Origin of the sequence: Endozoicomonas gorgoniicola, from assembly GCF_025562715.2 — a bacterium.
GTDB classification, from domain to species: domain Bacteria; phylum Pseudomonadota; class Gammaproteobacteria; order Pseudomonadales; family Endozoicomonadaceae; genus Endozoicomonas_A; species Endozoicomonas_A gorgoniicola.
Genome location: NZ_JAPFCC010000001.1, coordinates 22,179 through 40,425, shown reverse-complemented (window position 1 = coordinate 40,425; position 18,247 = coordinate 22,179). Strand labels below are relative to the sequence as shown.

16 protein-coding genes and 4 tRNA genes are annotated in these 18,247 nt (G+C 48.2%); 9 read left to right on the top strand and 11 right to left on the bottom strand.

What is annotated here, in order from left to right:
• The first annotated feature begins 318 nt into the window (after positions 1 to 318).
• From NX722_RS00205 to NX722_RS00190, 4 genes are all read left to right on the top strand, one after another.
• Positions 319 to 1,029: a TetR/AcrR family transcriptional regulator gene (locus NX722_RS00205; protein WP_262566180.1), complete on the top strand. Its 711-nt coding sequence runs from the start codon at positions 319 to 321 to the stop codon at positions 1,027 to 1,029.
• A 105-nt stretch (positions 1,030 to 1,134) separates the two neighbouring features.
• Positions 1,135 to 2,253 (top strand): efflux RND transporter periplasmic adaptor subunit, encoded by a 1,119-nt coding sequence (locus NX722_RS00200; protein WP_262566179.1) that lies wholly within the window; start codon positions 1,135 to 1,137, stop codon positions 2,251 to 2,253.
• Between the two features lie 2 nt (positions 2,254 to 2,255).
• A complete protein-coding gene (locus NX722_RS00195; RefSeq protein ID WP_262566178.1) occupies positions 2,256 to 5,315 on the top strand; it encodes an efflux RND transporter permease subunit in 3,060 nt (1,019 codons plus the stop codon).
• An 86-nt stretch (positions 5,316 to 5,401) separates the two neighbouring features.
• A complete protein-coding gene (locus tag NX722_RS00190) occupies positions 5,402 to 6,385 on the top strand; it encodes a Gfo/Idh/MocA family protein (protein ID WP_262566177.1) in 984 nt (327 codons plus the stop codon).
• Here the strand turns inward: NX722_RS00190 and cls are convergent.
• Both cls and NX722_RS00180 read right to left on the bottom strand, forming a co-directional pair.
• The gene (gene cls / locus NX722_RS00185; RefSeq protein ID WP_262566176.1) at positions 6,380 to 7,843 is read right to left on the bottom strand and encodes a cardiolipin synthase; all 1,464 of its coding nucleotides are present in this window, start codon (positions 7,841 to 7,843) and stop codon (positions 6,380 to 6,382) included. The two genes, NX722_RS00190 and cls, sit on opposite strands and share 6 nt — an antisense overlap.
• 24 nt (positions 7,844 to 7,867) lie before the next feature.
• On the bottom strand, positions 7,868 to 8,647 hold the full coding sequence (locus NX722_RS00180; protein WP_262566175.1) for a TSUP family transporter: 780 nt from the start codon (positions 8,645 to 8,647) through the stop codon (positions 7,868 to 7,870).
• 169 nt (positions 8,648 to 8,816) lie between these two features.
• Here NX722_RS00180 and NX722_RS00175 point away from each other — a divergent pair, with 169 nt between their 5' ends.
• Complete coding sequence (locus NX722_RS00175; RefSeq protein WP_262566174.1) at positions 8,817 to 9,428, top strand: hypothetical protein; 612 nt, start codon at positions 8,817 to 8,819, stop codon at positions 9,426 to 9,428.
• A gap of 249 nt (positions 9,429 to 9,677) precedes the next feature.
• Here NX722_RS00175 and ltrA (NX722_RS00170) read toward each other — a convergent pair whose 3' ends face one another.
• Positions 9,678 to 10,943 carry a group II intron reverse transcriptase/maturase gene (gene ltrA, locus NX722_RS00170; RefSeq protein WP_262563619.1) on the bottom strand — a complete coding sequence of 422 codons (1,266 nt, stop codon included), beginning with the start codon at positions 10,941 to 10,943 and terminating at the stop codon, positions 9,678 to 9,680.
• 581 nt (positions 10,944 to 11,524) lie between these two features.
• Here ltrA (NX722_RS00170) and NX722_RS00165 point away from each other — a divergent pair.
• Positions 11,525 to 11,689 (top strand): hypothetical protein, encoded by a 165-nt coding sequence (locus NX722_RS00165; protein ID WP_262566173.1) that lies wholly within the window; start codon positions 11,525 to 11,527, stop codon positions 11,687 to 11,689.
• A gap of 39 nt (positions 11,690 to 11,728) precedes the next feature.
• On the opposite strand, the gene NX722_RS00160 is transcribed toward NX722_RS00165, so the two are convergent.
• From NX722_RS00160 to NX722_RS00145, 4 genes are all read right to left on the bottom strand, one after another.
• Positions 11,729 to 11,803: transfer RNA gene (locus NX722_RS00160), tRNA-Gln, on the bottom strand.
• A gap of 24 nt (positions 11,804 to 11,827) precedes the next feature.
• Positions 11,828 to 11,904: transfer RNA gene (locus NX722_RS00155), tRNA-Met, on the bottom strand.
• Positions 11,905 to 12,027: 123 nt separating this feature from the next.
• Positions 12,028 to 12,102: transfer RNA gene (locus NX722_RS00150), tRNA-Gln, on the bottom strand.
• Positions 12,103 to 12,180: 78 nt separating this feature from the next.
• Positions 12,181 to 12,257, bottom strand: a tRNA-Met gene (locus tag NX722_RS00145).
• Positions 12,258 to 12,411: 154 nt separating this feature from the next.
• Between NX722_RS00145 and NX722_RS00140 the strand changes: the two genes are divergently transcribed.
• Together NX722_RS00140 and NX722_RS00135 are read left to right on the top strand one after the other, a co-directional pair.
• A complete protein-coding gene (locus NX722_RS00140; protein WP_262566172.1) occupies positions 12,412 to 12,630 on the top strand; it encodes a hypothetical protein in 219 nt (72 codons plus the stop codon).
• A gap of 344 nt (positions 12,631 to 12,974) precedes the next feature.
• Positions 12,975 to 13,277, top strand: a complete 303-nt coding sequence (locus NX722_RS00135) for an isoamylase early set domain-containing protein (protein WP_262566171.1) — start codon at positions 12,975 to 12,977, stop codon at positions 13,275 to 13,277.
• 64 nt (positions 13,278 to 13,341) lie between these two features.
• Here NX722_RS00135 and ychF read toward each other — a convergent pair whose 3' ends face one another.
• A complete protein-coding gene (gene ychF / locus NX722_RS00130; RefSeq protein WP_262566170.1) occupies positions 13,342 to 14,433 on the bottom strand; it encodes a redox-regulated ATPase YchF in 1,092 nt (363 codons plus the stop codon).
• 356 nt (positions 14,434 to 14,789) lie between these two features.
• On the opposite strand from ychF, the gene NX722_RS00125 reads away from it, so the two are divergent.
• The gene (locus NX722_RS00125; RefSeq protein WP_262566169.1) at positions 14,790 to 15,296 is read left to right on the top strand and encodes a hypothetical protein; all 507 of its coding nucleotides are present in this window, start codon (positions 14,790 to 14,792) and stop codon (positions 15,294 to 15,296) included.
• Positions 15,297 to 15,366: 70 nt separating this feature from the next.
• Here NX722_RS00125 and ltrA (NX722_RS00120) read toward each other — a convergent pair whose 3' ends face one another.
• The 3 genes from ltrA (NX722_RS00120) to NX722_RS00110 form a co-directional block, all read right to left on the bottom strand.
• On the bottom strand, positions 15,367 to 16,629 hold the full coding sequence (ltrA, locus tag NX722_RS00120) for a group II intron reverse transcriptase/maturase (RefSeq protein ID WP_262566168.1): 1,263 nt from the start codon (positions 16,627 to 16,629) through the stop codon (positions 15,367 to 15,369).
• A 695-nt stretch (positions 16,630 to 17,324) separates the two neighbouring features.
• Positions 17,325 to 17,864 carry a hypothetical protein gene (locus tag NX722_RS00115; protein WP_262566167.1) on the bottom strand — a complete coding sequence of 180 codons (540 nt, stop codon included), beginning with the start codon at positions 17,862 to 17,864 and terminating at the stop codon, positions 17,325 to 17,327.
• Positions 17,854 to 18,159, bottom strand: a complete 306-nt coding sequence (locus NX722_RS00110; protein WP_262566166.1) for a hypothetical protein — start codon at positions 18,157 to 18,159, stop codon at positions 17,854 to 17,856. Before NX722_RS00110 ends, NX722_RS00115 begins: the two co-directional genes overlap by 11 nt.
• Positions 18,160 to 18,247: the final 88 nt, after the last annotated feature.

Genomic DNA, 18,247 nt, shown 5'->3' with positions numbered 1-18,247 from the left:
GGGTTCATGTGTAAGTATGCGGTGAACCCCGAAAAATATACGAGATCAACGCATCTGATTCATGACCATCAGACTGAGAATCTATAATGTTTGCCCTGAGTCGTTGATCTGGAGAAAGCTAATTTATGTCATCTGTCGAGCAAGACGATATACACAACCTTCCTGTCAGCGAAGTGTACTGGCAACCAATGCCTGCGAATGGTTATGTCGAGATCAGGGTTTCAATTGGATCAGGCATAGCCCTATGAACACTCATTTGTAGCTTTTTCAGAAAAAAAACGAATATTATTCGAAAAAATTTCATAAACCGGTAACCTGATGTCCAGACAACAAAAACGCCAGCAAAGAGAGGCCGATATCCTGACAGCAACGATCAAGTTGCTGGATGAGCGCAGTTTTCTCGATCTGCGCATGTCTGATATTGCCAAGGCAGCCGACTGCTCCATGGGAGCAATTTACTCACACTTTTCCAGCAAAGAGGATCTGCTACTGGGATGTGCCGATGCCATTTTCAAAATGCGTGAACCAGTAAAGAAGCGCATTTTCCAGCTGGATCTGCCTCCTCATGAACGTATGGTTCTGATGTGCTTCTGTCTATGGTATAGCGATGACCAGTATCCGGGGCATTACCGCCTTCAGCAACTGGCCATGAACCCTTTTGTCTGGGAACGGGCTTCCAGCCAGCGGTACATTGCCATCAATGAGTTCAGTAATGAAATGTACTCATGGATGAAGGTAATTTCCAAAGAGCTCCTTGAGCAACACCCAACACTGGACTATTCGGAAGAGCTGGCCCTGGAGCTGGAGCTGGGCCTCTTTGCCTGCACCTGGGGCTTATTTCAGATAAAAGAGTCCGGGTTTGAAGTGTTTAATAAGGTACTGTCCCCTGAAAAATCGTACGCCATGCATAAACGACAAATTAAGCGTTTTTTCACAAGCTGGGACATATATCCTGACAACTTTGATGAACGACTGAGCGCTCTGGAAGTTCTGACCAGAAAACTCGTTCAGGAAGAATTGCTGGATTAGCTTTTATTGACAGCTGTGACGCTTGCAATGACTTTAAACAACAACGAATAATATTCGTTTTAAATTCGAAAAGAACTTACTAATACATAAAGAACAAGGAATCCCATGAAACCAAACTCACTTGCCAGATTTGTCCGCACTGTGACAATGGCAACCGTTTCTCTCAGTTTTCTGACCGCCTGTTCAGAGCCTGTAGAACAAGAGGTCAGTGTCGTACGACCGGTAAAGCTGTTCGAAGTGGTCAACCAGCGGTCACAAAATCTCAGGGAGTTCCCTGCAATCGTCGCAGCCAGTGAAGAAGCATCTATCTCATTCCGGATTCCAGGTGAACTGATCGAGTTTCCGGCGACCCCCGCAATGATTGTTGAAAAGGGCCAGTTGCTGGCAAAACTGGATGACCGTGATCTCAGGAACGAAGTGGCAGCCCTTCAGGCCGATTACGACCTGGCAGCGTCCGACTTTCATCGTATTCAGTCCCTGCGTGATAAGAAGATGGTGTCCCAGTCTGACTTCGATAACGCCAGCACTCGTCTAAAGGCATCCAGAGTCAAACTGCAACTGGCTAAAGACCGCCTCAGCGATACGGTATTAACCGCACCTTTTGCTGGCCGTATTGCCCAGACTCTGGTGGAAAACTATCAGTCCGTTCAGGCCCAGCAGCCGGTTCTGATTCTACAGGATCATCACACTCTGGATGTCAGTATCCAGGTGCCTGAAAGCATTCTGACCCGGGTAAAGGAAGACCGCATCGATCCAGCCTATCAGCCAGTAGTGACCTTTGCAGGCAGCCCTTCAGGGAGCAATGGCACAGAATACAAGGTCTCTTATAAAGAGCATGCCACCAAAGTTACTCCAGGTACCCAGTCTTATGAAGTGACCTTTTCCATGCCTGCACCACAGTCGTTTACCGTCTATCCGGGTATGGGCGCAACTATGGCGATAGATATCCCCCGCGCTATGGGCAATGACAGCTCTGCTTCTGAATTTATTGTACCCATGACAGCCGTTCTTAAAGACGACAGCAGTGGTCAATATCAGGCCTGGGTATATAACGCTGAAACCGGAACAGTTACCCCAAGGTCCGTTACCGTTGGTCGTATTACCCATTCCGGGATTACCGTTACCTCCGGTCTTGAGGATGGTGAACAGATTATATCTGCTGGCCTGAACCGTTTGCGTGCAGGTATGGAAGTCAAGCCGCTGGAACGTGAGCGTGGAGTATAACCATGAATATCGCTGAATATTCAATTAAGAACAAAGTCATCAGCTGGACACTGGTTGTCCTGCTGCTGATTGGCGGCGTAGTGTCGTTTAATAATCTGGGGCAACTGGAGTTTCCTGAATTCCCGATTCCCCAGGCGATGGTTAACACCGTTTACCCCGGTGCCTCACCGGAGCAGGTTGAGGAAGAAGTTACTCTGCCACTGGAACGCGCTATACAGCAGCTGGAATACGTGAAGAATATCACGTCCGTCTCCAGCGCTGGCAATTCCCAGATAATGGTTGAGCTGTCCTTCGATTTCAAGGCGAACCAGCACCCGCAGATATGGGATGAGCTACGCCGCAAGATTGGTGACAGCCAGGGGACGTTACCTCCCGGCGTCTATCCATCCATCGTCAATGACGACTTCAGTGACGTTTACGGCATTCTGTATAACATCAGCGGTGAAGATTACACTTACCGGGAACTGGCAGACTATGCCAACATTCTGCGACGTGAGCTGACACTGGTAAAAGGTGTTAAAAAAGTCTCTATTGCCGGTAACGTTTCCGAGCAGGTCGTCATTGAAATATCCCAGTCAAAACTGGCTTCACTGGGCGTGGACCCGAAGTTGATCTTCGGCCTGATCCAGAACCAGAACATTGTCTCCAACGCTGGAAGTATGCTGATCGAAGGTCAGTCTGTACGCATTCACCCAACCGGAGAATTTCAGTCCATTAAGGAACTGGAACGACTGGTGATCAATATTCCGGGCAGCTCCGAGCTGGTGTACCTGGGTGATATTGCCACTATCTACAAAGCCTTTGATGAAACACCGTTTAACCTGTACCGCAGCAATGGTCAGAAAGCATTGTCGGTGGGTATCTCCTTCTCCAAAGGTGTTAACGTTGTCGACGTTGGTCGTGCCGTTAACCAACGCATGGCCGAACTGGAGTCCAGCCGCCCCCTGGGCATAGAGCTGACCCCTGTATATAGCCAACCCGATATTGTTGACCACTCGGTGCAAAACTTTATCATCAGCCTGGTTGAAGCGGTTGCCATCGTTATTGTTGTTCTCCTGTTTGCCATGGGATTACGCTCCGGCCTGTTGATGGGCGGTATTTTGTTGCTGACCATTCTCGGCACGTTTATAGGCATGAACATTCTGTCTATACAGCTGGAGCTGATCTCTCTGGGTGCGTTGATCATCGCCCTGGGAATGCTGGTCGATAACGCTATTGTGGTGACAGAGGGAGTACTGGTAGGGCTGCAACGTGGTCAGACCCGTATGGAAGCGATCAAGAACATCGTTCAACAGAATATCTGGCCACTGCTGGGCGCGACCGCTATAGCCATCATGGCTTTTGCTCCCATCGGGCTATCTCCGGACGCTACCGGGGACTTCCTGGGGTCTCTGTTCATGGTTCTGTTGATCTCTTTGAGTATCAGCTGGGTTCTGGCAATTACCCTGACACCGTTCTTCTGTCACATGGTCTTCAAAGACCCGGATCAAACGACACTGACCGGTAACCCTGAAGACCCGTACAAAGGCATTCTGTTTGTCGCTTATCGTGCCATTCTGAATAAGGCGCTGAAACATCGCATTATTTCACTGGTGTTGGTTGTTACTGCCCTGCTGGGTGCGATTGCAGGTTTCTCCCACGTTAAACAGGCATTCTTCCCACCCTCCAATACGCCGCTGTTCTTTGTTGACGTATGGATGCAGGAAGGCACCGATATACGACAAACCCAGAAAAATATGCAGGTACTTGAGCAGGAGGTCCTGGCCTTTGATGAGGTACACAACGTTACCACGGTAATGGGCATGGGCGCACAACGCTTTATTCTCACTTATACGCCGGAGAATCTGTATAGCAGCTATGGTCAGCTGATGATTGAAACCGACAGTCTGCAGACCATTGAAACCCTGCTGCCAAAAATTCGTGAGCACCTTGAGAGCCAGCACCCTGAGTACGAATACAAATTCAAGCTGCTGCAAAACGGCCCCGCACCTGCTGCCCGGATTGAAGCTCGTTTCTACGGGCCAGACCCGGACGTGCTGCGCCAGCTGAGCGCACAGGCGGTTGAAATCATGGAAGCGGTTCCGGGTGCGGTTGATATCCGCAATAACTGGCGGGAACCGGTAGCGATTGTTCGTCCACAACTGGATGAAGCAGCTGCCCGTCGCAGCGGCATCACCAAACAGTCACTGGACAACACCCTGCTGATGAACTTCAGCGGTCGACAGGTCGGCTTGTACCGTGATGGCAGTCATCTGTTGCCTATTGTTGCCCGCGCACCAGAGGCAGAACGCTTAAATGCAGACCATATTAATGACCTGCAGGTATGGAGCCAGGAGCGCAATGCGTTTGTTCCCATCAACCAGGCCGTGAAAGGGTTTGAGACCAGAACCGAAAACCCGCTGATCATGCGCCGCAACCTGAAGCGTGTTCTGACAGTGTTGGCTGACGTAGCACCGTTCAGTAACGACACGCCGGAATCCATGCGCCAGAAGCTGAAAGACGACCTTGAAGCCATCCCTCTGCCAGAAGGTTACAGCTTCGAATGGGGAGGAGAGTTCGAAAAGTCTACAGAAGCCAACAAGAATATCTTCAGATCTCTGCCAGTAGGCTACCTGTCGATGTTCCTGGTGACTATCCTTCTGTTCAATACTTTACGACAGCCACTGGCTATCTGGTCAACAGTGCCGTTGAGTATTATTGGTATTGCTGCGGGTCTGCTGCTTCTGAATATGCCGTTCACTTTTACCGCCTTGCTGGGGATGCTGAGCCTGTCCGGTATGGTGTTGAAAAACGGCATCGTACTGGTTGAGCAGATCAACATTGAAGCGAAAAACGCTACATCTATGCAGAAGGCGATTCTGGATGCCTGTGTCAGCCGTGTGCGTCCGGTCTGCATGGCCGCTCTGACCACGATGCTGGGGATGGTGCCGCTGATTTCAGATGCTTTCTTCAGCTCCATGGCAGTGACCATTATCTTTGGTCTTGGTTTTGCCACGGTACTGACGCTGGTGGTGCTGCCGGTGATTTACTCACTGCTGTACCGTGTTCGTTTTGATCAGTAAGTGACAACTGAATGAACTCCGACATCCTGTTCTATCAGAGGCCAGGAGCCTGTCGGAGTTCATTTTTAAAACACGGGTTCAAAGATATGATTCGTTTTGCTGTTATCGGTACCAACTGGATCAGCCACGCCTTTTGCCAGGCCGCCCACACGACCAGACTTCTCAAGCTGACTGCCGTTTATTCCCGCACACTGGAGACTGCTCATGCCTTTGCTGAGCAATATGCGGTGACTGACTGCTATGACCATCTTGAAGCAATAGCTGATAACCCGGATATTGATGCTGTTTATATTGCCAGTCCAAACTCCCTGCACGCTTCCCAGGCAGAGCTTTTTCTAAAACAGGGCAAGCATGTTGTTGGTGAAAAGCCTCTGGCATCCAATATTGACGAAGTAAGGCATTTGATCGAAATTGCCCTGGCAAACAACGTCGTATTAATGGAAGCCATGAAAACCCGCTATCTGCCAAACCTGCAAATAAGCCGGGAAGCTCTGCCTTCACTGGGAAAAATTCGGCGAGCGCATTTCAGTTTCTGCCAGTACTCTTCCCGCTACCAGAAATACCTGGATGGCGAGAACCCGAATACCTTTAACCCTGAGTTCTCAAACGGTTCTCTGATGGATATTGGTATCTACCCGCTGACCGCAGCCATTGAACTGTTCGGTAAGCCTGAGCAGGTTTCAGCCAGTGGCAGTCTGTTAGAGTCCGGAGTAGACGCCCACGGCTCCCTGACATTGAAGTATGAAGGCTTTGAAGTACTGGTCAGCCATTCAAAAGTCAGCGATGGACTGACACCCAGTGATATTCAGGGAGAAGCCGGAGCGCTGCTGATCGAGCAAATTTCCGACTGCCGCACAGTGACACGCATTATCAGAGGGGAAGCACCAGAGAAGCTGGGCATTACCCAGCCTGAAAATACCCTGGAGTATGAAGCAAAGGCCTTTGCAGAACTGATCCAAAACAGGCAGTACCAACACCCCGGTCTTGTGACCACTCAAGTCATCAGCGAAATTATGACCGACGCCAGAAAAATGCTTGGCGTCGTATACCCTGCCGACAGATTATCATAGCAGCGGACTAATCAGCTGCATGGTATTTTCCAGAAGCTTTCTCCGGAAAGGCCGGTTAGCCCAGCTGGATGGCTCAACAGGTTCTGACAATGCAATGTAGCTTTCCAGCAGCAGCGCCATGGTCTGGCTGAAAGCCCGGTCGTAAATGATCAGGGTGACTTCGAAATTCAGCCAGACACTGCGCATATCAAGGTTTACCGTACCAAACAAAATGGTAGAGCGATCCACCAGTACGCACTTGGTATGCAGCAACCCCCCTTTAAACTGCTGAATGCTGACGCCCGCATTCAGCAGCTCGTCATAATAAGAACGACTGGCATAATGAACCATACGGGAGTCGTTTTTTTCCGGCACCAGCAGCTGCACATCGACACCTCGCATGGCGGCAGAACGCAGCGCCGTTAACAGGGCTTCATCCGGTACAAAATAAGGTGTGGAAATCAGCAATTCTTCTTTACTCTCATAAATCGCTGTCAACAACACCTGATGAATGGATTCCCGCTGCCCGTCAGGACCCGAAGGCATAATATGCACAGCCGCCCGGTTGTCGCTCAACTGGTTGCGGGGCATCTCATAAGTTGACTGTAAAACGGAGAATGGCTCGCCGGTTTCCAGGGTTCGGTCCCAATGCACGACAGTAGACATTACATGAGCCGCAACACCTTCCATGCGCACCATGGCATCGACCCAACGCCCGACGTTGGCGTCGGTTTTAAAGTATTCCGGGTCCACCAGGTTAAAACTGCCAGTCCAGGCAATATCATCATCCACAGCCAGTATCTTGCGATGGTTGCGAATGTCGATGCGCTCCACCAGCATACGCAGCAAGCCCACCGGCAGTGACTCGGTTACACTGATCCCTTCCAGACGAAAGCGCCTGCCCCAGTAGTGCCTTAAAAAATGACGACTGCCCACTCCATCCAGCACCACCACACAATCAACGCCCCGTCTGGCTGCCCTGACCAGAGCTTCTGCCAACTCTCTGCCACGCCCGGTGGCGTCCCAGATATAAAACTCCAGAGCAATACTTTTTTTCGCCCGTTCAATATCCTGAAGAATGCCATCAATAATGGCATCGGTTTCGTGAAAGAGTTGCAGATTGCTGCTGGGCATAACCGGAATACCCAGCGCCTGCTCGGAAAGGGTATAGATACCAGGGTGTTGTTGAGCGGCATCCTGCCTGACCGACGTGCCTGAGATAACCGCAGTCAGATGATCAGACCACTGTTCATAATCCGGATGCAGTTTTTCCAGCCGTTTGATACGTTTGATGCCCAGACGACGGGGGCCAAACAGCAGATAACAGACAAACCCGGCAACCGGTAAGGCAAACAACAATACCAGCCACGCCAGGGATACCCCAACAGAGCGCCGGTGCATAATAATGTTCAGTGCAAACGCCATAATCAGGGCAAGATAAACGCCCCCAAACAGGATGCTGTACCAGGAACTATCCATTAACTGCCATAAAAATCATTGTTATCAGGAAAACAGTAAGTGGCCGTAATTATTCCACAGCAGTTTTCCAGTCATTATCAGGGAGATTATCACAATCATCGGTCGAATAATCTTCTGACCTCGGCTCATTACCATTTTTGAACCCAGTCTGGCACCAATCAGCTGACCGGTAATCATCACCAGGCCGACTCTCCAGACTACGGCTCCGCCCAGTATAAAGAACAGCAGCGACGCGATATTGCTGGTGCAGTTTAGCACTTTAGTATGGGCTGTCGCCCTGGTCAGGGAGAACCCCATCAGGCTGACAAAGGCAATAGCAAAGAACGAACCAGTTCCCGGACCAAAGAAACCATCATAAAAGCCAATACCGAATCCGGCTGTCAGGGCAAACAGGTTAATGGAAAAGCGCTGCTTACGATCTTTGTCGCCAACACTGGGAGAAAACAGGAAGTAACCGGCAATGCCGATCATCAGGAAGGGGATGATCTGTTCCAGCACACTGGCATCAATCGTCTGTACCAGTATGGTACCCAGGGCGCTGCCCACAAAAGTCAGGGCAATGGCAAGCTTCAGGTCGCCCAGTTTCACCATGCCCTTGCGAACAAAATAATAACTGGCAGAAAAGGCTCCGCCACTACTTTGCAGTTTATTGGTAGCCAGCGCCTGAGCCGGAGTTAATCCCACCGCCAGCAAAGCGGGTACCGTAATCAACCCGCCACCACCGGCAATGGAATCGACAAACCCTGCCGTCAATCCCACCAGAAACAACAACAGCGCCCAGTCCAGACTCAATACAAATTCCAAAGCCAGCCTCTTCGTATAATGGAACGTTGGTAATAATAACGCTGCATTGTACGTAGTTGTGCCTGTTCTGGCATGAGGAATTATGCGGTCTTTATACCGTCTCAAAGCCCAACTTCAGCAGTGCGGCTATAATAGTTTGCTCGTAGTCTCTGAAAGAGTAGAGATCGTTATGAAGACAGCTTCATTCCTTCTGGCCAGTGGTATTTCCACTTCCCTTTTCGCAGCTTCCCTGAGCTTTGATGACCAGACGCGAGCTATACCAGGCACCTTTGGCTTTAGCGCCAAAGGAGCAGGTTTTGTCAATAACGCCTTAGTGTTTTTTACCAAAGTAGAAGGGCAAATATTTCAGATTCTCCCTGTCAAAAAAGCGGGCGGTGTAATGGTTCCGTATAACACTAATGTACAATTGCAAAACGCAAACAGTGACACGGTTCCTACGTATCAACCCTACCCCGGGGGAAGCATTGGCTGGTCTAAGGACAATCTGGATAACTACAACCCTACTTACCGGTTTGATATCTTTGCTGGAGGCATGTACTACTATATGCCCGAAATGTCCTACGAAATGGTGGTAGAAATCGACGGTAGAGTGATTGGCAGTAAAAAAACCAACATCAACAGCAACTGGGATCCGTTAACGCTTAAAGGCGTCTCCTTCGGTAACAACAGCGAATTGAAAGTAACACTGAAACCTATCAGTTTAGGTGAACTGCCTGAGCATAATGATAGCCAGGAGCTGCAGTATGATGAGGCTATAGAGCAGGACACGGTTTCCCCATAACCAAATGAAACTCAGAATAATTCTGATCTTTAAAGGTAAAAAATGTACAAACAAGCCTGCTTAAATATCCGGTCATACACAATCGAATACTTCTGGCTTATTGGGCAGGAGGGCAAAAGCTACATTTTTTTGTTCATGGCTGTTTAGTACAAAACCTGCACAACATTAGGTAAGGCGGGGCTATTGCCCCGTCCTTCCCACAGAACCGTGCGTACGGACCTCGTACACGGCTCCTGCACTCTCTATCCCTTAACAATAAGGGGCAAGAACGCCCGTTTTAACGCCTTCCAAATTGAACAACTTTATCTCATTGAACCAGTTGTTCGGCATGGCTAAATGCGACAGGGGACTGCACGCATTTCTCCATGAACGCATTTTGATGTACTTAAATGGTGGCTTGTAACCCAGTTGCTTCAGCCGACGATGCAGCTTCGCTGGTTTCTTCCACTGTTTCAGTTGTAAACATCTCAGCCTGCGCCTCATCCATCCTGTCAGCCGTTTTAATTCACGACTACAGTTCGCTATCCTGAAGTAATTAGCAAATCCTCGTATCACAGGGTTCAGTTCTCGGATTACTCCTTCAAGGTTCGTTCCCCGATTCCTTTTCGTGATTCGCTTTACCTTTGCTTTCAGTGCGTTGAGCTTCTTTTCCTGTATGCGCGTATAGCTGCTCAGGATTTCAACTCCCAGAAATTTCACACCCTCGCCGCTATGGGCTATGTGTGTTTTATTCTGGTTGACCGTCAGTTTCAGGTCTTGCTCCAGTACTTTGGTCGCCACTTTCAGAGCGTTTTCTGCCGCTGCTTTGGAGCCACACAGAATCAGGATATCGTCCGCATAGCGGACAATCCTGTGCTTGCGTCGCATCATTTCCTGATCAAACGCATCAAGATAGACGTTTGAGATTAAGGGACTGATCACTCCGCCCTGTGGACTGCCTGTTTCCGTGGCTTCCAGTTGATAGCCAACCATCACCCCGCTTTTCAGGAACATTCTGATCAGGTTCAGGATGCTTCCATCTGCCACTTTGTGCCTGAACGCCTTGAGAATTAACTCGTGGTCGAGTCGGTCAAAGCATTTGGACAAGTCCATGTCCACCACCCAGCGTCTGTCGTACTTCCGTATGAACAGGGTCGCCTTGGTAATGGCTTGATGGCAGCTTCGATTCGGTCTGTACCCATAGCTGGACGGGTGGAAGTCCGGATCAAAGATCGGGGTCAGGATATTTAGAAGTGCTTGTTGGACGATTCGGTCTTTTACTGCGGGGATTCCCAGCAGACGCTTTCCACCGTCTTCTTTGTCGATTTCTACACGCTTTACCGGTAGCGGTTTGTAGCGCTTTTCCCGCAATTCAAGCAGTAACTGTTCAAGATTACCACGCAGATTCGAGGCGTAGTCGCTCAGGCTCTGCCCATCTATTCCGGCCGCACCTTTCGCTTTCCATACCTTTTTGAATCCGTTGTAAAGCGCTTCCATCGTCAGCAAGCGCCCATACAGGCTATAATATACTCTCATCAGTTACTGTCTCACGACAGACAGATTGCGCCATCCTTCTACTGTGGCCGGATTCTTCATGGACATTCACAGGCGTTCTGGCTCAAGGCAATCTACCTGCTACCTGTCCTTTACTCCCGAGCGCGGCTCTTTCTTTTAGCAGGATTGTTCCCAACCTCACCAGCCGAAGATGTCCTGCCTCGTCAGGCAGCTTGTGCGCTCACAGTGTCATTCCTGCGGTCTGACTGTTCTTTAAGAATGCTTCACCCCTTCGCAACATCTGCCGCTTTTGACGACACATGCCCTACAGTCACTCTGGCTGTAGTCATTCCGGTTTTGCCCTCCGAACGGTTACCCGCCTTCACAGGCCGGAATTTCATCACTACTACAGGATCATCTGCCACCTCACACCACTGTTACCCTTGAGTTTCCTCTTGCGATAACAGCCCCTGAGATTCAGAGATTGATGCCAGGCTTCCCCAGTTACTAAACGGTTCCCTGTCAGAAATGCCACCCTCAAGCACAGAGTTGGGACTGACTGAGTATCGGGCTTTGCGCTATTTCGCACGCTTGCCGCTCCCAACCTGCCGAATCAGGTTCGCTTGCGCTGTGTACCTCTGACTTCCTATGGCTTCCTTCAGACCCAACCGTTGGCCAGTTACGCCCTTGCCATTCAGATTGCCTTCCCCTCAGTCGGGGCGGCTCAGGCTTCTTTCAGCCTGACGGGTTTGCCCGCTTCGCTGGGCAAACGAAAAAAGCCTGCTTAATCACTTAAGCAGGCTTTTAAAATTCTTCATCAGAGAAGATGGCTGGGGTAGCAGGATTCGAACCTGCGCATACCAGGATCAAAACCTGGTGCCTTACCGCTTGGCGATACCCCAACGATGTCATTAAGACGAGGATGATGGTAGCTAGGGGCAGATTCGAACTGCCGACCCCAGCATTATGAGTGCTGTGCTCTAACCAACTGAGCTACCTAGCCATCAAACCGGCGTGCATTATCTGGATTTCTAATTAATCTGTCAACCGTTATGCCATTGAGCTTAAACTCAAAAACAACCAGACCGGCAACGCAACCTCTGCTTTGCAGAAGCCGACAGAAAAATGGCTGGGGTAGCAGGATTCGAACCTGCGCATACCAGGATCAAAACCTGGTGCCTTACCGCTTGGCGATACCCCAACTGGTGTCGTTAAGACGCTTTCGAAGTTACCATCGTTTCAATCAATGTCAACCAGTGGTTGCAGTCATTGCCTGCAATGGTAGCTAGGGGCAGATTCGAACTGCCGACCCCAGCATTATGAGTGCTGTGCTCTAACCAACTGAGCTACCTAGCCCCGAAAGACGAAGCGCATTTTCAGGATTTATGCCTTGCCTGTCAACCACTTGGGCTGTTTTTTCAGCAAATACCTACTAATACTTCGAAATTGCTACGGATTCTATCTCAGGAGGACACACAGGGTATGACATCATCACGACCGTGAACATACCATGCGTGTTTTTATAGAACAGTTGCATTACATTATTTACACCCGTTATCGCAGTCCCTTGTCTGCCTCAACGGAGGACAACTACATCTACTTTATGCCCGGGGGCAAAGGACTGCTCGGTGCAATCTTTATTCCCTTTAATAAGGGTACTGACGAAGCTGAAAACCTGAAACAGATTCGCCGCATTATTCTTGAGAGCAAAGCCTTCTCTGGTACATAAGGGAAAGCAATAAAATAAGTAACCGCTTCATGGTGGAATCTTACACCTGACCAACTTTGTTCGAAGCTGTTATTTATAGGTGATCAAATCATTTTTTATCATTTATACCCAACCCGATTAAATGATAACGGCACAGGCTTTACTCAATTCCATGATGAATGAATGATTAATCATCAATTCAAAGGAGCATGCGCATTTTAACTGTGCAAACAAGAAATTATGCTTTGACACAAAGCCTAAACATTCAAGTATCATACTGGGGTTTCCTGTTTATCTGCATTTCGGGGGAAGTGCAGGCAGTAAACAGGTAACACTTGTCTGACTTGCTCGATAGGGGATTTTTAATGCTAAAGAAGAAATTTTTTAAAACAAAAAAAGAGGCTGAAGTTACTTTTGAGTTTTCCAGAGACGACATTAAATCCGTAGCACTCGCCGGAGAGTTCAATGAGTGGAGCCCGCTAACAATGAAGTACGTTAAAAAGGACAAGGTTTTTCGTACAAGAGTCCGTCTGCCAAAAGATTCCTCATTCCGTTTCAAATACCTGCTGGATAATGAAACCTGGGAAAACGATTATCAGGCTGACGCTTATGTACCTAACCAGTTCGGTACCGAAGACAGCGTGGTTGATACCAAAAAAAGCGTTTGATAGCGTGTTGATGGCAAAAGAGTCAGCAGCGCTGACTCTTTTTATTTAAAGGGAAGGAGAAGCATTAAACGTTAAAACGGAAGTGCATTACATCGCCATCCTTAACGATGTACTCCTTTCCTTCCAGACGCAGGCGGCCGGCTTCCTTCGCACCCTGCTCACCATTGTACTCAATGAAATCGTCGTAAGAGGTCACCTCGGCACGAATAAAGCCACGCTCGAAGTCAGTATGAATAACGCCTGCGGCCTGAGGCGCTGTGGCACCAATTTTAACCGTCCAGGCACGTACTTCCTTCACACCGGCAGTGAAGTAGGTCTGCAGGTTCAGCAGCTGGTAACCCGCGCGGATCACACGATCCAGACCCGGCTCTTCCATACCCAGGTCCTGCAGGAATTCATCGCGCTCATCGTCTTCCAGCTCGGAAATTTCAGCTTCCAGTTTATTGCAGACAGGTACAACTACTGCACCTTCCTGTTCAGCAATCTCACGCACTTTATCCAGGTAAGGATTATCTTCAAAACCGTCTTCGTCCACGTTAGCAATGTACATGGTCGGCTTGGTGGTCAGCAGGTGGAACATGCGGGCCAGCGCCTGCTCATTGTCGTCCAGCTTCAGAGAGCGAACCGGATTGCCTTCTTCCAGATGCGGAATCAGCTTTTCCAGCAGCGCTTTTTGTGCAACGGCTTCCTTGTCACCACTCTTGGCAACACGAACTACGCGCTGGTGCTGTTTTTCACAGCTTTCCAGGTCAGCCATGGCCAGCTCAATGTTGATGATGCCAATATCCGCTTCAGGGTCGACCTTGTTGGCAACGTGAATAACATTATCGTTTTCAAAACAGCGCACAACGTGGGCAATCGCATCGGTTTCACGGATATTCGCCAGAAACTTGTTACCCAGACCTTCCCCTTTGGAAGCACCTTCTACCAGACCGGCAATATCGACAAACTCCATGGTAGTCGGCAATACACGCTCAGGACTGACAATCGCTGCCAGCTTGTCCAGGCGCGGGTCAGGCATAGCCACTACACCGGCGTTTGGCTCAATGGTACAAAACGGGAAGTTTTCGGCGTCAATACCTGCCTTGGTCAGTGCATTGAACAGAGTGGACTTACCGACGTTGGGCAAGCCAACGATGCCGCATCTAAAACCCATAAAAGTTACCAGCCTTTATCTATTAACAAAAAGAATGAATGGGGCCGGATTATAAGGACTGCCGGATAATAATCCACCTGATTTAATGCTATCGGTTTTGGATCAATGGCACTGACTTAAGGCGCTATCCCTAAAGCAACAAGGGCTGCGGAAGTTTAGGCTTCGTATTGGCCGCCTGGAAGATCATTGTCATCAAATGGTGGAAGGGTGTATTGCTCACCCTGATCAGAAGGTGTTCATTTTGACTGGAGTACGCAACACCATAGCCACTTGTTAGCCGTCTATACATATTAAATCATTGTCGTTTACAAGCTTACATGTTACATTGTTACCCATCATGAAGTAAGGATAAAGTGATGAGCCATGTAATACGAATTCCAGCAAAAATATACAACCGTTTAGAACAACATGCACAAGGCTTTGATACACCAGCTAATGTTATTGAAAAGCTATTGAACCATTATGAAGGCTTAACAAACAAAGCTTTAGAAAGCTCAGAAAAAAGAAAAAAAGATACTACAAAATATATTTTCAGAGATTCTGCATATGGAAAGTCAAGGTTAGTTCATGCAGTTATACGTGAGCATGTTTTAGCCAACCCAGATATTTCATACGAAGAATTGAAGCATCTATTTCCTAAATCTATCCAAGGATCTACAGGTGTTTTCAACGATTCAGAGTATGTGGAAGAAAAATACAAGGGAAAAACAAACAAAAGACACTTCATTAAAGATAATGATCTCATTCAACTTACTGACTGTAAGATTACAGTAAGCACAGAATGGGGAGCTGGAAATATTAATGGCTTCCTTCAAAGCGCATCATCTTTGGGCTACGAAATAATACCAAGCAGCGACGGCTAAATCGGGTAGCCGGAGGTCTCTAACCTCCAGCCCCCACACCACACCGGCGTGCGGGTCCGCACCGGGCGATTCACCGAGGATGGTGAAACCTGATCCACAAGTCTTTCAGGGAAACAAGCCCGAGTTTACTGAGAGAACTGTCGTTTAATGCTAACTGTGCCGCATAGGTTTTGCTTAGCCGGTAATACCCTTTGCTACTGACTGCAATCGAGGCGGCCTTGATGTGATCAACACCTAACCTGATTAAATTTCTGTAACGGGTTTTCGGCTTTCGCCATTGCTTGATAAAACAACAGCGAATCCGCCGACGTATCCATTGATCCAGTCGCGGTATGGGACTGTAATATTCGGTTATCCTGAAATAACCCATCCAGCCCCGGATATATTCGGCCAGCTTCTTCAAGCGATATTCCATCGATACTCCCCAGCTTCGGCCAGTGAGTTTCAGGGTTTTCCACTTGAAACGGTTCAGACTCTTCTCCGACCAGCGGATTCGCTTCCCTGTAAAGGTAAAACTCAGGAACTCAGCTTCGGTAGCTTTCACTACCTTGCTCTTTGTCGGGTTTACTCTCAGTTTTAGCCTGCGCTCAAGGTAGCGGGTGATGCTTGCCATCACTCGCTCACCGGCTCGCTGGCTTCTGACGAGTACGACGAAGTCATCGCAGTAACGTGCGAAGCAGTGTCCCCGGTATTCCAGTTCCTTATCCAGGTCATCAAGAAGGACATTCGACAGCAGCGGTGAAAGTGGACCGCCTTGTGGCATACCTACCCAGGTTGGGTAGCATTGCCCATCAATTATGACGCCAGCACGAAGGTAGCGGCCAATCAGTTTCAACAGACGCTTGTCGTGAATCTTGCGAGAGACTCTCGACATAAGAACATCGTGGCTGACAGTATCAAAGAATTTACTCAGATCAACATCAACCGCCTGATGCAGCCCCTGCTTAATGTATTGATTAACCTGTTGTACAGCGTCTTGTGCAGACCTTCCCGGTCTGTAACCAAAGCTGCTGGGAGAGAAGTCAGGGTCAAAGATGGGTGATAATACCTGCACAATGGCCTGTTGTATCACTCGATCCATAACTGTCGGGATGCCCAGCAGCCGTTCTCCACCATCGGGCTTTTCTATAACAGCCCGAAGGACGGGAGATGGTCTGTAAGTCCCATTGAGCAAGGCTTGGCGCGCTGAAGGCCAGTGCTGACGGGCAAAGTCAGGATAGGCTTCAATGGTGATCCCATCTATTCCGGGAGCCCCTTTGTTACTTCTGACTTGTTTCCATGCTTTCAGCAAATTGGCTGGTTCCAGTGCGCAACTCAGTAGATCGTGGTTCAAAGCTGGTTAAAGATTCTTTCGCCAACTCCAGTGAGTCACCGGACGGCTGCACTGTGTTGAGGGAATCAGTCTCCTCTTTTCATCGGTGTTCAGTCCTTCGTTGACGACTTCCAATCGGATTAACGACTTCTGTCGAACAACTACTATGACGTCTGCTGACTTCTGTTCAATCACCACACAGAATTACTTCTGCAGGCGCTATTGGTGGTCACCGGGTTTGCTCGAACAGGGTGATTAACCCTGTCCGCCGAGCCTGTTGTAACCAGTGGCTGAGAACTGGGATTGACCAATCGCATGTTGAACAGACCTCCCCGGATAAGAGCATGAACTTTCAGTACACAACCGCCGCATTTACCGTGTCTCTCAAACCAGAGGGCTTTGTGATCTTTGGCTCACTCACCCACGAGGCTCGGCCTTGTATGCGATTTCTGTCCGTCGGCTCGCACTTTTGCAGTCAGACTGCCTCCGCACAATCCCTCGAGAGATTGCACTTGCCTTAAGCTAGTGGTTATCATCGGTGGGCTTATTCGGCTCCAGATCCGATGCTGGTTTACCCACAGGGGACTTTCACCCCATAAGTTCATGCCCATGCCGGGCGTACCAAATGGTTCCAGTTCGTTTCGGGGCTGCGCCCCTCCACCCGACGTGCCTTCGGCACGCGGCTGAACCAGGCGTTATGTTGCTTATGCAGAGGCCTACAATTTTTTCATTTGTCCCTGAATCTGATATTTTTTATCTATATCAAATACAAAAGAGTCGACCAAAGCTATACAGCTTTGTAAATCCTGATCTTCAATTAATACTTTATTTCCTTCAAGATCGTAACCATTTCTATGGATGATATGATGTCTTATGTTCAGATTTTCAAGAAGTGTTGTACTTATATTAATCTTTATACCAATTACATTTTTGAACAAAACATCAATATCGTTAAGTCTATGCCAGACCATGTTTTTCATTGCATTAATCAAATACTCTTCAACTGTATGATGAAGTAAGTAAGGTATTTTCAGAGATTCAGTTCTAAATTTATTTTGCGTCCCTAATCTTACAATTGCTTTTCTATTTGAGGATATTTCATGTATGAAGAGGTCATACAAATACTTTTCCATCAAGCTTATTACATTTGAAAAATATAACTTATTATGGAACTCATCATTACATTGGCTTTCTATTACTTCTATTCCAGAACAGAATTCTTCATAAAAAATACTTTTGCAATGGTCAGAAATCATTTGGGCGATACTCCACACCAATACGATCTTTTAAGCTTTCTTTATTGTTTTTTGATGTAATATCTAGTTGCCATTCTACACCAATATTTGAAGACCATACTGATATTGCAAATCCATTGCCATCAGGGTCTTCAAATTCATCGTGATTTTCTGAAATGCTGTCTCGATGCCTATCTGCAAATATATTTGGAGATGGAACACTAACAACATGTATTTCTTTGTTATCAAGTAAAATGATTAAATAACCTCCTGAAAGCGGAGGCATGCAATCATTACCTTCAATAGTAAATTTCATACTTATATATTTCTCCAATGTATATACGACAGCAAATTATAGTCTATCGATTATTTGCTGTACTTTGATTTGCAACATAACACCGGTT

Excerpts from the sequence above, each read along its gene's own strand:
- NX722_RS00110 (WP_262566166.1), bottom strand. The coding sequence starts at position 18,159 with ATGAAATTTACTATTGAAGGTAATGATTGCATGCCTCCGCTTTCAGGA.
- NX722_RS00125 (WP_262566169.1), top strand. The coding sequence starts at position 14,790 with ATGAGCCATGTAATACGAATTCCAGCAAAAATATACAACCGTTTAGAA.
- NX722_RS00115 (WP_262566167.1), bottom strand. The coding sequence starts at position 17,864 with ATGATTTCTGACCATTGCAAAAGTATTTTTTATGAAGAATTCTGTTCT.
- NX722_RS00175 (WP_262566174.1), top strand. The coding sequence starts at position 8,817 with ATGAAGACAGCTTCATTCCTTCTGGCCAGTGGTATTTCCACTTCCCTT.
- ltrA (WP_262563619.1), bottom strand. The coding sequence starts at position 10,943 with ATGAGAGTATATTATAGCCTGTATGGGCGCTTGCTGACGATGGAAGCG.
- NX722_RS00140 (WP_262566172.1), top strand. The coding sequence starts at position 12,412 with ATGCGTGTTTTTATAGAACAGTTGCATTACATTATTTACACCCGTTAT.
- ychF (WP_262566170.1), bottom strand. The coding sequence starts at position 14,433 with ATGGGTTTTAGATGCGGCATCGTTGGCTTGCCCAACGTCGGTAAGTCC.
- NX722_RS00135 (WP_262566171.1), top strand. The coding sequence starts at position 12,975 with ATGCTAAAGAAGAAATTTTTTAAAACAAAAAAAGAGGCTGAAGTTACT.
- NX722_RS00205 (WP_262566180.1), top strand. The coding sequence starts at position 319 with ATGTCCAGACAACAAAAACGCCAGCAAAGAGAGGCCGATATCCTGACA.
- NX722_RS00200 (WP_262566179.1), top strand. The coding sequence starts at position 1,135 with ATGAAACCAAACTCACTTGCCAGATTTGTCCGCACTGTGACAATGGCA.
- cls (WP_262566176.1), bottom strand. The coding sequence starts at position 7,843 with ATGGATAGTTCCTGGTACAGCATCCTGTTTGGGGGCGTTTATCTTGCC.
- NX722_RS00195 (WP_262566178.1), top strand. The coding sequence starts at position 2,256 with ATGAATATCGCTGAATATTCAATTAAGAACAAAGTCATCAGCTGGACA.
- NX722_RS00190 (WP_262566177.1), top strand. The coding sequence starts at position 5,402 with ATGATTCGTTTTGCTGTTATCGGTACCAACTGGATCAGCCACGCCTTT.